Consider the following 15,401-nt stretch of genomic DNA (forward strand, 5'->3'; position numbering starts at 1 on the left):
GCCCTGCGCCCAAGCAAGCCATGCCCGAGCATATCGATCCCGACATGACCGCCGAAGCGATTGCCAACGACATCGTCGCGGCGATCGTCTCGCACCGGCTGCCTCCGGGCACCAAGCTGCGGGAGGAAGCCCTGGCCAGCGTCTACCGCGTGAGCCGCACCAAGGTGCGCGCGGCGCTGCTGATGCTGTCCAAGGACAAGGTCATCCAGATCGTGCCGGACAAGGGCGCGTTCGTCGCCAAGCCGAGCGCCGAGGAAGCGCGTGAGGTCTTCGCGGTGCGCCGCATCCTGGAAGCGGCGCTCGCGCGGGAGTTCGTCGCCAAGGCAAAGCCTGCGGACTACAAGCGAATCGACAAGCACCTGGCCTCCGAGCGCAAGTCGATCGAAGGCGTCGATGCCCAGACCCGCACGCGGCTGCTCGGCGATTTCCACATCGTGCTGGCCGAAGTGGTCGGCAACAGCGTGCTGACCGAGATGATGCGCGAGCTGTCCGCGCGCAGCGCGGTCATCACCATGCTGTACCAGTCGCGCCGCGATGCGGCGTGCTCGTCCGACGAGCACCGCGAGTTCATCGAAGCGGCACGTGCTGGCGATGTCGAGCGCGCGGTGGCGCTGATGGTCGACCACCTGAGCCACGTCGAGGCCGCCCTGCATTTCGAGGAAAGCCCGCCAGCCGCGCGGGGCAAGGATCTGGTAGCGGCACTGCTCGCGTAACCGGCCTTGCCGCTTGACCCCGGTCAAAGCGTTTGCGGGGTCGCCGATGCAATATTGACCCCGCTCGTGAAGACGCGGGGGCGCACTTCACGGGCACCGTGCCTGACTGATTCCTCCTGGCAGGCCGCCCGCACACCGCAACGGTGTGCGGGCTTTTTCTTTTTGGAAGGCTGTCTTTGCCGGTTGCCGCCCCGCCCGGCCGCGCCACATAATTTCCGCTGCTGCGGCGCGGCATTGCGCAGGCGGGGCATGAACGGAATCCGTCTTCGGGTTAGCATGTCGCAGGCCTGAGCCAGCGATAACTAAAGACAGGAGACACCATGCACGATTGCACCTACCTTATCGCCTGCTGCAACACCTTGCCGGAAAAGCGCGCGCGCTGAAGCCGGCCCTGCTTTTCGCTGCTCCCCCTCCTCCCTTTACGTGAACCGCCGGCTTGCCATCGGCACGCCGGTGCCTTGTCTCGCTCACCCATTCAACAGAGGGAATCCCATGTCCAGTGCATTCCGTCCTGACGCGCTCGCCGGCAAGACCGTTTTCGTGGCCGGCGGCTCGTCCGGCATCAACCTTGGCATCGCGCAGAGCTTTGCGCGCTCCGGCGCGAAGCTCGCGCTGATCAGCCGCGATCCGGAGCGCGTGGCGGCCGCTGCCGCCACCATCACCGAAGCCGGCGGTACCGCCATCGGGATGGCCGCTGACGTGCGCGACTACGCCGCGGTGGAGGCCGCGCTGAAACAGGCGCGCGACACGTTTGGCCCGATCGACATCGTCATTTCGGGCGCGGCCGGCAACTTCCTGGCGCCCGTGGTGGGCATGTCGGCCAATGGCTTCAAGACCGTGGTCGATATCGACCTGATCGGCACGTTCAATGTGTTCCGCGCGTCGTTCGATTACCTGAACAAGCCTGGCGCATCGCTGATCGCCATCACCGCGCCGCAGGGCGTGAACGCGATGATGTTCCAGGCCCACGCGTGCGCGGCCAAGGCCGGCATCAACATGCTCGTGAAGTGCCTGGCGATGGAATGGGGCCCGGCTGGCGTGCGCGTAAACGGCATCTCGCCCGGCCCGATCGCCGATACCGAAGGCATGGCGCGCCTGGCGCCCACGCCCGAGATGGAGGCGCGCTACAAGGGTCGCCTGCCGCTGCGCGACTACGGCAGCAAGCAGGACATTGCCGATGCGGCGCTGTATCTGAGCTGCGACAACGCGCGCTACGTAACCGGCACCATCCTGGATTGCGACGGCGGCAGCAAGCTCGGCGATGCGTCGGCCGATGCCCTGAAGACGAAGTGAACCCCGATTCCCGAAGGAAAACACCGCAATGACTTCCCCCGTGCTCTACCACGCCAGCGAAGGTGTGGCCACCATCACCCTGAACCGTCCCGAAGTCCTGAACGCACTCAACGCGGAACTGCTGCGTGAACTGCGCGCGGCCGTGGACCGTGCCGCCGCCGATGAATCCGTGCGCGCCGTCGTGCTGACCGGCGCCGGCCGAGGCTTCTCGTCGGGCGCAGACTTGGGCGCGCGCCAGAACGCCAGCGGCGAGATGGCCGATTCCGGCACGCTGCTGCGCGAACGCTATCACCCGATCGTGCTGGCGCTGCGCCAGATGCCCAAGCCCGTGATCAGCGCGGTGAACGGCGTTGCCGCCGGCGCAGGCATGAGCCTCGCGCTGGCTGCCGATGTGGTGCTGGCCGGGAAATCGGCCTCGTTCCTGCAAGCCTTTTCGAAGATCGGCCTCGTGCCGGATGCTGGCAGCACGTACTTCGTGCCGCGCTATGCGGGCGAAATGCGCGCCCGTGCGCTCGCCATCCTGGCCGAGAAGATCGATGCGGAAGAAGCCCAGCGTATCGGCCTGGTGTGGAAGGTCCACGCAGACGACGCGCTGCAGGCCGAGGCCAGCAAGATGGCGAGCCACCTCGCCAATATGCCGACCTTCGCCTACGGCCTGATCAAGGAAGCGCTCAACGCGAGCTCCGGCAATGATCTCGCGACGCAGCTCGAGCTGGAGGCCTCGCAACAGTCGCGTGCGTGCCGCAGCGAGGACTTCCGCGAAGGCGTGGCCGCCTTCGTCGCCAAGCGCCCGCCGCAGTTCAAGGGCCGCTGATCGCCCCGTCGCCGTTTGCAGCACCCCCGGGATGGCCGTCCCGGGGCATCACGAGAACAACACAGGGAGACGCATCATGCTGGGCCTCATGCAAGACCGTCCGTTGTTGATTTCATCGCTGATCGAGTACGCAGCGGCGTACCACCCGCAACAGGAAATCATCTCGCGCACCGTGGAAGGCGGCACGGTGCGCACCAATTACGACCAGGTGCACCGCCGCGCGAAGCGGCTCGCCAACGCGCTCGCGAAGCTGGGTCTCAGCGAAGGCGACCGCATCGGCACGCTCGCGTGGAATACGCACCGGCACCTGGAGATGTACTTCGGCGTATCGGGCTCGGGCGCCGTGCTGCATACGGTCAACCCGCGGCTCTTTCCCGAGCAGATCGAATACATCATCAACCACGCCGAAGACAGCGTGCTCTGCTTCGACAGCTGCTTCGCACCACTGGTGGCCAAGCTGGCGCCGCAGTTGAAGACCGTGCGGCACTACGTGGCGATGACCGATCCCGAACACATGGCCGCGCTGGCCAGTGCCGGCATTCCCAATCTGGTCTGCTACGAAGACCTGCTTGCCGACAGCAGCGAGGACTACGAATGGCCGCAGTTCGACGAGCGCACCGCGTCGTCGCTGTGCTACACGTCAGGGACCACGGGCAATCCCAAAGGCGTGCTGTATTCGCACCGCTCCACCGTGCTGCATAGCCTCAAGGCGAGCGGCTCCGACACGTTCGGCGTGAGCCCTGAAAGCAGCATCCTGATGATCGTGCCGCTGTTCCACGCGAATGCCTGGGGCCTCCCCTATGCGTGCGCGATGAACGGCGCGAAGATGGTGCTGCCTGCCCAGCATCTTGACGGCGAAAGCGTGTACCGCTTGCTGCGCGACGAGCGCGTGAACTACTCGACCGCCGTGCCGACGGTGTGGCTGATGCTGTTCCAGTATCTCGACGCGCATCCGGAAATCGATCCGCGCGAGCTGAGCCTGCGCATCGCCGGCGTGGGCGGATCGGCCGCGCCCGCGGCGATGATCGAGCGCTTCGAACAGCAGTTCGGCGCGACGCTGATGCAAGGCTGGGGCATGACCGAGACCAGCCCCATCGGCGTGATCAACACGCTGCTGCCGCAGCACGCGGGCCTTAGCGAAGCCGAGCAGCTCAAGATCAAGCTCAAGCAAGGCCGCGCGCTGTGGGGCGTGGAACTGCGTATCGAGGACGATGAAGGCCGGGTGCTGCCGCACGACGGCCAGGCGTTCGGCAAGCTCAAGGTACGCGGGCCGTGGATTGCGTCAGCCTACTTCAAGGCCGAACACGATGCGCTCGACAATGACGGCTGGTTCGATACCGGCGACGTGGCCAACATCGATCCCGAAGGCTATGTGCAGCTCGTCGACCGCGCCAAGGACGTGATCAAGTCGGGCGGCGAGTGGATTTCGTCGATCGACCTCGAGAACGCGACCATGAGCCATCCCGCCGTGGCCGAGGCAGCTGTCATTGGCGTGCCGCATCCCAAGTGGCAGGAGCGGCCCCTGCTGATTGTTGTGAAACGCCCGGACCACGAAGTCACGTCCGCCGAATTGATCGCCTTCCTGGCCGGCAAGGTCGTGCGCTGGTGGGTGCCCGACGATGTGGTGTTCGTCGATGCATTGCCGCACACCGCCACCGGCAAGCTGCTCAAGGTGAAGCTGCGCGAGGCGTACCGCAACTACGTCCTGCCGACCGTGCGGGACGAACGCATCGCATAGACCGTGATGCTCGCGCTCCCCGGTGCGGGCATTCATCCCGAACACTGTACGAATCAATAAGGAGCCGCGCATGAGCGCCAGCAGCACCGACCGCATCATTGTGACCATCGAAGACGGCGTTGCCGACGTCCGTCTCAACCGCGCGGACAAGATGAACGCGCTCGATCCCGCGATGTTCGACGCATTGATCGCCACTGGCGAGCAATTGAAGCAGACACCGGACCTGCGCGCGGTGGTGCTGTCGGGCGAAGGCCGCGCGTTCTGCGCGGGGCTGGACATGGAAAGCATGGCCGGCATGCTGGGCGGCGGCGCGAGCGGCGATCCGGGTATCCGTCCGGGCCGTCTGGCTGCGCGCGTGCACGGCATTTCGAACCGTCCGCAATACGCCTGCATGGTTTGGCGCGAACTGCCGGTGCCGGTATTCGCTGCCGTGCACGGCGTGGCCTTCGGTGGCGGACTGCAGGTCGCACTCGGCGCCGATGTGCGCTTCGTCACGGCAGACACGAAGCTCTCCGTCATGGAGATCAAATGGGGTCTGGTGCCCGACATGGCGGGCATGGTGCTGACGCGCGGACTCGTGCGTCCGGACCTGCTGCGCGAGTTGATCTTCACGGGGCGTATCGTTACCGGCGCCGAGGCGTGCGAACTTGGTCTGGCCACGCGCGTCGTCGACGATCCACGGGCCGCTGCGCTCGAGGCCGCGCGCCAGGTCGCACAGAAGAACCCGCATGCCATTCGTGCTGCGAAGCGGCTGATGGAGGTGGTCGAGGCCGGCGATGACGCGGCCATTCTGATGGCGGAATCGGTCGAGCAGGACAAGCTGGTCGGATCGCCAAATCAGCGTGAAGCGGTGCGCGCGAATCTGGAGAAGCGTGCGCCGAGGTTCGAACCCGCGCAGCGCTAACTGAGTCGCTGGCGGCGCCACCAGATTGCGTAGATCGCCACGTTAAGGACAAGCACAAACGCACCCAGCCACAGCTGTATGGCTGGGGTTAGTCCAGCCGGATAGATCACCGGCAGCAAATACCGCTCGACAAACCCGCCGCCATACCCAGCCTCCCCGGCCGTCCGACGCAGCGCATTCTCGAGCGGCGTCAACGGACACATGCGGCCCGACCACTCCACGAATACGCCCCACGCCGCCGCAGGGAGATGCACCCACGCCACGCGCGGCCACCGGAACAGCAGCAGCGCGCCGCCGACCACGAAGGCGATGAACAGGAAGTGGACCACGACCACCAGGTCCGCCAGCCACCTCGCCATCAGCGCCCTCCCCTTGCGCGGGTCAGCCGCGCGCCGTCCAGTAGCCCGGCTGCGCGAATTGCGCTTTCAGATGCTCGATGAAGAAGCGGATCTTGGCCGGCACCGGACGCTGCTGCGGGTACACGGCGAGGATGTCGTAATCCGGCAATGCGTACTCGTCGAGCACGGTGACCAATTCGCCGCTCTCCAGTTGCGGCAAGATCTCCCACGTGGAGCGCCAGCCGAGGCCCAGGTGCTCGCCGGTCCAGCGGTGCAGCAATTCGCCATCGTTGCAGTCGAGATTGCCATTGACGCGCACGGTCACGGTCTTGCCGTTCTGCTGGAAATACCAGCCGCGCTGCTGGCCGCCCTGCAGGTTGAAGGCCAGGCAGTTGTGGTGCTCCAGGTCGTCCAGCGTCAGCGGCACGCCGTGCTTGGCAAAGTACGCGGGCGTACCGCACACCACGCGCTTGTTGGTGGCCAGCTTGATGGCGACGAAGTTCGGGTCGATCGCGCCGCCGATGCGGATGCCGACGTCATACCCTTCGCGCACGAGATCGACCACGCGGTCGGTCAGGTTGAACGAAATCTGCACTTCCGGGTTCGCGGCCAGGAAGGCCGGCGCATGCGGCGCCACGTGCTTGCGGCCGAACGCGGCCGGGGCCGACACGATCAGGTGGCCCGTCGCCTTGTGCTTGCCTTCGGCGATCAGCATCTCGGCGCGGTCCAGGTCGGCCAGCGCCTTCTTGCACTGCTCCATGAATACGGCGCCCTGCTCGGTGACCACGATGCGGCGTGTCGAGCGATGCAGCAGCTTGACGCCGATTCGCGCTTCCAGCGCGTTGATGCGGCGCCCGATCATCACGGGCGTGACGTCCTGCGTGAGCGCGGCAGCGGCCATGCTGCCGTGCTCGACCACCGCGATAAAGGCTTCGATTTGCTTGAGTTTGTCCATATGGTGTTGCGTCTCCTGCCCGCCATTGTGCGGCATCGGCGGCGCCGTGACATCGTGCCGGCACTTATGAAGCGGATCGGGACTTGCGCATGGTGGCCAGCGGCTCCTCCATCTGGCGGGCACAATGGCGCACCTCGCGCACGAATTCGGCGCAGACGTGGGTCATCAGGTCCATCGAGCGGTAGACCAGGAACACGCGGAAATCGGGCAATTCGTCCTGGATCGGCAGCGGCGTCAGCGCGTCGCGTACCAGCTGCAGCGGTCCGCCGGTGCCGAAGAAGACGAAATCCGACCACATGCTGACCAGGTCGGTCTTGGTGGCGAGCTGCAGTCCGAGCAGGTTCGACGCGGTCTGCACCACGCGTTTCGGCATTTCGAGCCGGTGCAGGCGCATCAGGCTGGCCAGCGGGCTGCCAGCGTCGTCGACAGGGTCGAGTACGAGCCAGTCGGCATCGAGCAGCGGCCGCAGCCGCCGCGCGCGCCGCAGCGGGTGGCCCGTGCGCACCGCCAGCTTCATGCCGACCGAGAACAGCGGTTCCCACTGGAACGATGCCGAGCCGGGTCCACTATTGGTGGAAATCAGCCCCAGATCGAGCCGCCCTTCGCGCAGTCCCTCCTGAATCTGCTGCGGGCGCAGTTCGAAACCACGCAGCGCCACGTTCGGGAAGCGCTGGCGGAACGCCGCCATGGCGTCCGGCAATGGCCCGCTGGACGCGACCGCCGTGAAACCGATATTGAGTTCGGCCTCGGCATGGCCGCGGATCGACTCGATATCTTCCAGCGCGTGCCGCAGTTCCTGTTCGACCACGCTGGCGCGCTTGACCAGCGCCACGCCGTAGGCCGTCAGGCTCACGCCGCGCACCGAGCGCGACATGAGCGTGACGCCGAGTTCGCGTTCGAGCTCCGCGATCGCCTTCGACAGCGCCGGCTGCGAGATATGCAGCGAACGCGACGCCTCATGGATGCTGCCGTGCTCGGCCACGGCCAGCAGGATGCGCAGTTGTTGCAGCTTCATCGATTCCTTTCTTTTTGTGCAGCAAGCCCGCGTGCAGTGCAGCGTGCCCCGATTGCGGGCGTGGCCTGCGATGCGCGGCGGACGCCGCTTCCCCGCGAACCCGCATCGGTGCTGTGTTTTGCGCGCCGGATCGGTACTTGTCCCGATATCCGTCGGCACCCGGTTATGACGGTGATTCGATTTGGTTATCAATATGAAAATATATGATTTTTTGTCCCGCCGCGTTTGCCTGAATACTTCATCGCAGTCATCGCCACCCCATGGCCAGCGCGGATTCCCACCAACCGGCAAGGAACAAGACCGGCCCCGCGTGCGCCTCCTACCCACCAGTTCGTGGAGACCGCATGAACGACGCCACCCTCGCCGCCGGCAGCGGCACGATTGCCAAGCCGGCGCGACCGCAAAGCCAGTTCCGCCTGATCGCCGCCTGTTCGCTCGGCAATGCGCTCGAGATGTTCGACTTCACCGTCTACAGCTTCTTCTCGCTGCTGATTGGCAAGCTGTTCTTCCCGTCCGACAACCCATACGGCTCGCTGCTGCTGGCTGTCGCAACCTTCGGCATCGGCTTCGTGATGCGCCCGCTCGGTGGTGTGGTGATCGGCAGCTATGCCGACCGCCGTGGCCGCAAGGCCGCCATGACGCTGACCATCGGCCTGATGGTCGCCGGCACGCTGTGCATCGCGCTCGCGCCGCCGTACGCATCGGCTGGCGTGTTCGGCTCGCTGATGATCCTGGCCGGGCGCCTGCTGCAGGGCTTCTCGCTCGGCGGCGAGATCGGCGCATCGACGGCCATGCTGATGGAGTCCGGCGGCGTGCGCGGCCGCGGCTGGCGCGTGAGCTGGCAGCTTGGCAGCCAGGGCATCTCGGCGATGCTGGGTGCGCTCACAGGTGCGAGCCTGTATGCACTGCTGCCGACCGAATCGCTCGAAAGCTGGGGCTGGCGCCTGCCGTTCCTGGTGGGCCTGCTGATCGCGCCCGTGGGCCTCTACATCCGCGCCAATCTCGACGAAACGCACCAGGCCGACGAACATGCGCCGAGTCCGCTCGGCGAGCTGTTCCGCAACCACTGGGCGACGGTCGTGAAAGGCATCCTGGCCACCACGGCCGGCACCGCGACGATGTACCTGGTGGTCTTCTTCATGCCGACCTACATGATCCGCGTGCTCAAGATGCCGCCGTCGCTGTCGTTCCTGTCCGGCTGCGTGACGGGGCTCACGCTGACGGTGGTGTCGCTCGTCGCCGGCCGCCTCGCTGACCGCCTGACGAACCGCAAGCCGCTGGTGGTCGCATCGCTCGTCTTCAGCATGCTCGCCGTGTATCCCGCGTTCTGGCTGATCAACGCGCATCCGAGCGTGCCGCTGGTGCTGTGCCTGTCGGCGCTGCTGACCGCCGGCATCAATCTCGGCACGACGCCAATGTTCCTGATGATGCTGGAAATGCTGCCCGCCAGCGTGCGCGCCAGCGGCCTGTCGGTCATCTACAGCGTCGGCGTGACCGTGTTCGGCGGCTCGTCGCAATTTATCGTCACGTGGCTGCTCTCGCGCACCGGCAACCCGCTGTCGCCGGCGTGGTACATGCTGGTCTGCGGCGCCATCACACTGATCGCCGTGCTCAGCATCCGCGAACGCCGCGCGCACTGATTTCCACCATTCATCCGGAGACCCGATCCATGACTCGCGCACCCACGCTCAAGCCGTTCCAGTACCTGCCGCACCTGCTGCCGAATATCAGCATCGACGCCGAGACCTTCGTCGGCATCCGCCGCCAGATCCACTCGCATCCCGAACTCGGTTTCGAGGTCGGCGCGACCAGCAAGCTCGTGGCCACTCTGCTGAGCGAATGGGGCTACGAAGTGCATACCGGTATCGGCAAGAGCGGCGTGGTCGGACAGTTGAAGCGCGGCACCGGCAAGCGCCGTCTCGGCATCCGTGCCGACATGGACGCGCTGCCGGTCATCGAAGCCACGGGGCTGCCTTATGCGAGCCAGCTGCACGGCAAGATGCATGCGTGCGGCCATGATGGTCATACGGCGATCCTGCTCGCTGCTGCGAAGGCAATCGCCGACCATCCCGATTTCGACGGCACGCTGAACCTGATCTTCCAGCCCGACGAGGAGAACCTGTGCGGCGCGCGCGCAATGATCGAGGATGGATTGTTCGAACGCTTCCCGTGCGATGCGGTGTTCGCGCTGCACAACATGCCGGGTGTGCCGGCGGGCACGTTCCGCGTGCTGCCCGGGCCGGTCAGCCTGTCGTCCGATGTGGCTGACGTGACCATCAAGGGCGTGGGTGGCCACGGTGCCATGCCGCACCGCGCGCGCGATCCGATCGCTGCGTCGGCGGCGATCGTCACTGCGCTTCAAACCGTGGTCGCGCGCAATGTCGCGCCTGATGACACGGCGGTGGTGTCGGTCGGCTTCATTCGTGGAGGCGCTACGCATAACGTGATTCCCGAGTCCGTGACGATCGGACTGAACGTGCGCGCGGCACGTCCGGAAACGCGTGCAATGGTCGAGCAGCGCATCCGCGAAATCGTGTCGCTGACAGCGCAGGCGCATGGTGTGGAAGCGCAGATCGATTACCGGCAGCTCACGCCGCCGATGGTCAATGCCGAAGCGGAGACGCAGCTCGCGCAGCGCGTGTGTGCGGAACTGGTCGGTGCGGAGAATGTGGTCACGCAGGCGCCAAAGGGTCTGAACGGGAGCGAGGACTTCGCGTGGATGCTGAATCAGGTGCCGGGGTGCTATCTGATCCTGGGCAACGGTGAAGGGGAGTTCGGCGGGTGCATGGTGCACAACCCGGGGTACGACTTCAACGATGCCGTGCTGCCGCTCGGTGCAGCGGCGTGGGTGAGGCTGACGCAGGCGTACCTGGCTGCGCAGTGAATCCGCCGCTTCTTACTGTGCGGGGGCCGGCTCGGTCGATGGTGCCAGGCCCGCGCGCTTCGCGCCCAGCCGCGCGTTGATCTCCGCCGCTTCCGCAAGCACGTGGGACAGCCGCCGCAACGGCCGGCTGCATTGCGCGTGCACGTACAGGTAGAACGCGGCACCCACGACCACCATCACGGCATAGAGCCACAGCAGCGATCCTTTCATCTCCGCCTGATGCGGTAGCGGATGCAGCCCGCTGACCAGCACCAGCGCGGCCGGCGCCAGTGCAAGTAGCAGCCCAACGGTGCGCGCCATCCCTTCCCATAGCCGCAATTGCAGCGCCACGCGCCGCTGCCGCGCGTGCAGCTGCAACGGATGAATCCGCCCAAGCCGCCGCAGCAGCGCGTTTTCGATCGCGCTGTCGAGATCCATCTGAACGGCCTGCCAGCGCAGCGGATTGCGCAAGATCGCCAGTACGCCGGGCAGGCGCATCAGCCCCGAGGCCGCATAGCACGCGGCCGACAGCACGAGCAGCGCTTCCGTGAGCCGGATCGACCATGGCGCAAGGGGATGCTTGAGCACCAGCCGCCAGACAACCAGACCGGCTGCGGCAATCAGCGTGGCCACCAGCGTGACGACGAAACCGAGCCAGAAAGCGCGTCCGGCCCGCTGCGGCCATGGCGTCGCCCCCACCGCGCTGGCGGACGCCGGCACTGGCGCGGGCGCCGGAACAGCGGCAAGGGCCTCAAGCAATTCGTAGGTGGAGGGTAGCCGGGAGTACATGGCGGAGAAATGCGGGATCGGGTCGGCGCGGGCAATCCCGCCATTGTCGCCGCAGCAGCACGTCGCGGGTAGCGTCTGGCGTATCCCGATCGTCACATCCCATCTGGAATCCCGGCGCGCCGGGCACGGACGCCAACCGTCCATCGCGGCTTCCAAGGCCAAATTACAAACTCTAGGTATCGAATCAACTGATCTCGCTTCCCTTTATCCGACACCCGTTGCGGGAATAGGATCAACTCCAACGGAAAACCCACCCCAACTGGAGACAAGATCATGGCAAAAATGAGAGCAATCGACGCGGCCATCGCGGTGCTGGAGAAGGAAGGCGTGACCACGGCGTTCGGCGTGCCGGGCGCGGCGATCAACCCGTTCTACTCGGCGATGCGCAAGTCGGGCAACATCAGCCACGTGCTGGCCCGCCACGTCGAAGGCGCCTCGCACATGGCCGAAGGCTACACCCGTGCCGAGCCGGGCAATATCGGCGTCTGCGTCGGTACCTCGGGCCCGGCTGGCACCGACATGATCACCGGCCTGTACTCGGCCTGGGCGGATTCGATCCCCATTCTCTGCATTACCGGCCAGGCGCCGCGCGCCCGCCTGTACAAGGAAGATTTCCAGGCCGTCGATATCGAATCGATCGCCAAGCCCGTCACCAAGTGGGCCGTGACCGTGCGTGAGCCGGCCCTGGTGCCGCAAGTGTTCCAGCAAGCGTTCCACATCATGCGTTCGGGCCGTCCGGGTCCGGTGCTGATCGACCTGCCGTTCGACGTGCAGGTGGCCGAGATCGAATTCGATGTCGAGACCTACCAGTCGCTGCAGCCGTACAAGCCGGCCGCCTCGCGCGCCCAGATCGAGAAGGCCATCGCCATGCTCAACGCGGCCGAGCGCCCGCTGATCGTCTGCGGCGGCGGCGTGATCAACGCTGACGCGTCCGATCTGCTGGTCGAGTTCGCCGAGCTGGTCAACGTGCCGGTGGTGCCGACCCTGATGGGCTGGGGCGTGCTCGCCGACGACCATCCGCTGCAAGCCGGCATGGTCGGCCTGCAGACCTCGCACCGCTATGGCAACGCCACGCTGCTCGCCTCGGACTTCGTGATGGGCATCGGCAACCGCTGGGCCAACCGCCACACCGGCAGCGTCGACGTCTACACCAAGGGCCGCAAGTTTGTGCACGTCGATATCGAACCCACCCAGATCGGCCGCGTGTTCGGCCCGGATCTGGGCATCGTGTCGGACGCCAAGGCTGCGCTGGAACTGTTCGTGGAAGTCGCCCGCGAAATGAAGATGGCCGGCCGCCTGCCGTGCCGCAAGTCGTGGGTTGCCGATGTGCAGAAGCGCCGCCGCACCATGCAGCGCAAGAGCGATTTCGACAACGTGCCGGTCAAGCCGCAGCGCGTGTACCGCGAGATGAACCAGTACTTCCCTCGCGACGTGCGCTACGTCAGCACGATCGGCCTGTCGCAGATCGCCGCGGCGCAGTTCCTGTCGGTCAACGAGCCGCGCCACTGGATCAACTGCGGCCAGGCTGGCCCGCTGGGCTGGACCATTCCCGCCGCCATCGGCGTGAAGACCGCATCGCCGAACTCGGACGTGGTGGCGATCTCGGGCGACTACGACTTCCAGTTCATGATCGAAGAACTGGCCGTGGCCGCGCAGTTCAAGGTGCCGTACATCCACGTGGTGGTGAACAACTCCTACCTCGGCCTGATCCGTCAGGCACAGCGCGGCTTCGAGATGGATTACTGCGTGCAGCTCGCGTTCGACAACATCAACGCGCCGGAACTGAACGGCTACGGCGTGGACCACGTCAAGGTCGTCGAAGGCCTGGGCTGCAAGGCGATCCGCGTGTTCAAGCCGGAAGACATCGCGCCGGCCTTCGCCGAAGCGCGTGACCTGATGGCCGAGTTCTCGGTGCCGGTGGTGGTCGAAGTGATCCTGGAGCGCGTGACCAACATCGCAATGGGCACCGAAATCGACAACATCAACGAGTTCGAGCCGATCGAAGACATCGAGGACGCCGACGAGGCCATCCTGAACGAAGAAGTGGAAACGGCGTAAGCAAGCCTCCAAACGCGGCGCGGGCGACAGGCCCGCGCTGCTGTCAGCGCCCCCTGTTTTTGCAGCAGAAACGAAAGCAGTAGCGGCTCCGCACCGGCGGAGCGACAACCACAATTAAACCGGAGAGATTCATGACCAAACTTGCGGCAAACCTCACCATGCTGTTCAACGAAGTGGGCTTTCTCGACCGCTTCGAAGCCGCCGCACGCGCGGGCTTCCGCGGCGTGGAATTCCTGTTTCCGTATGCGTTCCACGCGGACCAGATCGCGGACCGCCTGAACCGCTTCCAGCTGGACCTGGTGTTGCATAACCTGCCGGCCGGCAAGTGGGATGCGGGCGAGCGCGGCATTGCGTGCCACCCGGATCGCGTGAGCGAGTTCCAGGACGGTGTGGGCGAGGCCATCAAGTACGCCAAGGTGCTCGGCGTGCGCCAGCTCAACTGCCTGGTCGGCATCCAGCCGCAGAACGTGAAGCGCGAGCAGGCGCAGGAAACGCTGGTGGAAAACCTGCGCTTCGCCGCCAATGCGCTCGCCGGCGAGCATATCGACCTGCTGATCGAGCCGATCAACACGTTCGATATCCCGGGCTTCTTCCTGGCGCGCACGCAGCAGGCGGTGGACCTGATCAACCAGGTCAACGTCCCGAACCTGTACGTGCAGTACGACATCTATCACATGCAGCGCATGGAAGGCGAGATCGCCAACACGATCAAGGCCAACCTGCCGAAGATCAAGCATGTGCAGCTGGCCGACAACCCGGGCCGCAACGAGCCGGGCACGGGCGAGCTGAACTACCAGTTCCTGTTCAAGTACCTGGACGAAATCGGCTACACCGGCTGGATCGGCTGCGAATACAAGCCGAAGACCACCACTGAAGCCGGCTTGGGCTGGCGCGCCGCCCACGGCGTGCAGTAACAGCGTGCAGTAACGGGTTACCGCATACGCAATCCATCACAGACTTAACATCCAATCGGAGACATCAACATGGCAAACCAACGCAACGTCGGCTTCATCGGTCTGGGCATCATGGGCGCACCCATGGCGGGCCACCTGCGCGCCGCCGGCCACACGCTGTTCGTGCATGACGTCAACCCGGCCCCGCAAGCGCTGGTCGATGCAGGCGTGACCGTCTGCACCAGCGCGGAGGAAGTCGCCAAGCGCGCCGACATCATCGTCATCATGGTGCCGGACACGCCGCACGTCGAAGCCGTGCTGTTTGCCGACAAAGGCGTTGCCGCCGCGCTGAAGGCCGCGGGCAAGGAAGCCAGCTACAGCAAGATCGTCGTCGACATGAGCTCGATCTCGCCGATCGCGACCAAGGACTTCGCTGCGCGCATCAACAAGCTGGGCGCTTCGTACCTGGACGCGCCGGTGTCGGGCGGTGAAGTCGGCGCCAAGGCTGCATCGCTGACGATCATGGTTGGTGGTCCGGAAGAAGCGTTCGACCAGGTCAAGCCGCTCTTCGAGCTGATGGGCAAGAACATCACGCTGGTCGGCGGCAACGGCGACGGCCAGACCACCAAGGTGGCCAACCAGATCATCGTCGCGCTGAACATCCAGGCTGTGTCCGAAGCGCTGCTGTTCGCCTCGAAGGCGGGTGCCGATCCGGCACGCGTGCGCCAGGCGCTGATGGGCGGCTTCGCCGCATCGCGCATCCTGGAAGTGCATGGTGAGCGCATGGTCAAGCGCACCTTCGATCCGGGCTTCCGCATCGAACTGCACCAGAAGGACCTGAACCTGGCCCTGCAAGGCGCCAAGGCGCTGGGCGTAGCGCTGCCGAATACCGCTACCGCGCAGGAACTGTTCAACACCTGCGCTGCCAACGGCTTCGGCAAGGCCGACCACTCGGCGCTGTGCCGCGCGATCGAGATCATGTCGAACCACGACATCGCCAGCGCCAAGTAGACACATCGCTGTACACG

The 15,401-nt window shown here is 65.6% G+C and carries 14 protein-coding genes; 10 read left to right on the forward strand and 4 right to left on the reverse strand.

Translation table 11 applies throughout. From position 1 onward, the window contains the following. Nucleotides 1–20: 20 nt before the first annotated feature. The 5 genes from K2O51_RS29855 (at nucleotide 21) to K2O51_RS29875 (ending at nucleotide 5,462) form a co-directional block, all read left to right on the forward strand. Nucleotides 21–713 (forward strand): GntR family transcriptional regulator, encoded by a 693-nt coding sequence (locus K2O51_RS29855; RefSeq protein WP_140949188.1) that lies wholly within the window; start codon nucleotides 21–23, stop codon nucleotides 711–713. Between the two features lie 492 nt (nucleotides 714–1,205). After that, a complete protein-coding gene (locus K2O51_RS29860) occupies nucleotides 1,206–2,006 on the forward strand; it encodes an SDR family oxidoreductase (RefSeq protein WP_220631118.1) in 801 nt (266 codons plus the stop codon). A 28-nt stretch (nucleotides 2,007–2,034) separates the two neighbouring features. Further along, on the forward strand, nucleotides 2,035–2,820 hold the full coding sequence (locus K2O51_RS29865) for an enoyl-CoA hydratase-related protein (protein WP_011299410.1): 786 nt from the start codon (nucleotides 2,035–2,037) through the stop codon (nucleotides 2,818–2,820). A 76-nt stretch (nucleotides 2,821–2,896) separates the two neighbouring features. Beyond that, a complete protein-coding gene (locus K2O51_RS29870; RefSeq protein WP_220631119.1) occupies nucleotides 2,897–4,558 on the forward strand; it encodes a long-chain-fatty-acid--CoA ligase in 1,662 nt (553 codons plus the stop codon). A 70-nt stretch (nucleotides 4,559–4,628) separates the two neighbouring features. Continuing rightward, nucleotides 4,629–5,462, forward strand: coding sequence for a crotonase/enoyl-CoA hydratase family protein (locus K2O51_RS29875; protein ID WP_220631120.1), 834 nt, complete (start codon nucleotides 4,629–4,631; stop codon nucleotides 5,460–5,462). On the opposite strand, the gene K2O51_RS29880 is transcribed toward K2O51_RS29875, so the two are convergent. The 3 genes from K2O51_RS29880 to K2O51_RS29890 all read right to left on the reverse strand — a co-directional run bounded on the left by K2O51_RS29880 (nucleotide 5,459) and on the right by K2O51_RS29890 (nucleotide 7,770). Beyond that, complete coding sequence (locus K2O51_RS29880) at nucleotides 5,459–5,821, reverse strand: DUF2784 domain-containing protein (protein WP_011299413.1); 363 nt, start codon at nucleotides 5,819–5,821, stop codon at nucleotides 5,459–5,461. The two genes, K2O51_RS29875 and K2O51_RS29880, sit on opposite strands and share 4 nt — an antisense overlap. Nucleotides 5,822–5,843: 22 nt before the next feature. After that, nucleotides 5,844–6,755: a LysR family transcriptional regulator gene (locus K2O51_RS29885; protein ID WP_011299414.1), complete on the reverse strand. Its 912-nt coding sequence runs from the start codon at nucleotides 6,753–6,755 to the stop codon at nucleotides 5,844–5,846. Nucleotides 6,756–6,819: 64 nt separating this feature from the next. Then, on the reverse strand, nucleotides 6,820–7,770 hold the full coding sequence (locus tag K2O51_RS29890) for a LysR family transcriptional regulator (protein ID WP_011299415.1): 951 nt from the start codon (nucleotides 7,768–7,770) through the stop codon (nucleotides 6,820–6,822). Between the two features lie 344 nt (nucleotides 7,771–8,114). Between K2O51_RS29890 and K2O51_RS29895 the strand changes: the two genes are divergently transcribed. Beyond that, nucleotides 8,115–9,410, forward strand: a complete 1,296-nt coding sequence (locus K2O51_RS29895) for an MFS transporter (RefSeq protein ID WP_220631121.1) — start codon at nucleotides 8,115–8,117, stop codon at nucleotides 9,408–9,410. Nucleotides 9,411–9,439: 29 nt separating this feature from the next. Further along, the gene (locus K2O51_RS29900; RefSeq protein ID WP_220631122.1) at nucleotides 9,440–10,654 is read left to right on the forward strand and encodes a M20 aminoacylase family protein; all 1,215 of its coding nucleotides are present in this window, start codon (nucleotides 9,440–9,442) and stop codon (nucleotides 10,652–10,654) included. Nucleotides 10,655–10,666: 12 nt separating this feature from the next. Here the strand turns inward: K2O51_RS29900 and K2O51_RS29905 are convergent, their stop codons facing one another. Then, entirely contained in the window at nucleotides 10,667–11,518 is an 852-nt protein-coding gene (locus K2O51_RS29905) for a hypothetical protein (protein WP_245001892.1), read from the reverse strand. 177 nt (nucleotides 11,519–11,695) lie between these two features. Between K2O51_RS29905 and gcl the strand changes: the two genes are divergently transcribed. The 3 genes from gcl (at nucleotide 11,696) to glxR (ending at nucleotide 15,384) form a co-directional block, all read left to right on the forward strand. Then, nucleotides 11,696–13,480, forward strand: a complete 1,785-nt coding sequence (gene gcl / locus K2O51_RS29910; protein ID WP_011299419.1) for a glyoxylate carboligase — start codon at nucleotides 11,696–11,698, stop codon at nucleotides 13,478–13,480. 131 nt (nucleotides 13,481–13,611) lie between these two features. Continuing rightward, nucleotides 13,612–14,394 carry a hydroxypyruvate isomerase gene (gene hyi / locus K2O51_RS29915; protein WP_220631123.1) on the forward strand — a complete coding sequence of 261 codons (783 nt, stop codon included), beginning with the start codon at nucleotides 13,612–13,614 and terminating at the stop codon, nucleotides 14,392–14,394. Nucleotides 14,395–14,463: 69 nt separating this feature from the next. Beyond that, nucleotides 14,464–15,384, forward strand: coding sequence for a 2-hydroxy-3-oxopropionate reductase (gene glxR, locus K2O51_RS29920; protein WP_011299421.1), 921 nt, complete (start codon nucleotides 14,464–14,466; stop codon nucleotides 15,382–15,384). The last annotated feature ends 17 nt before the right edge of the window (nucleotides 15,385–15,401 follow it).

The organism is Cupriavidus pinatubonensis, from assembly GCF_019602855.1.
In the GTDB taxonomy this organism is placed as follows: Bacteria; Pseudomonadota; Gammaproteobacteria; order Burkholderiales; family Burkholderiaceae; genus Cupriavidus; species Cupriavidus pinatubonensis.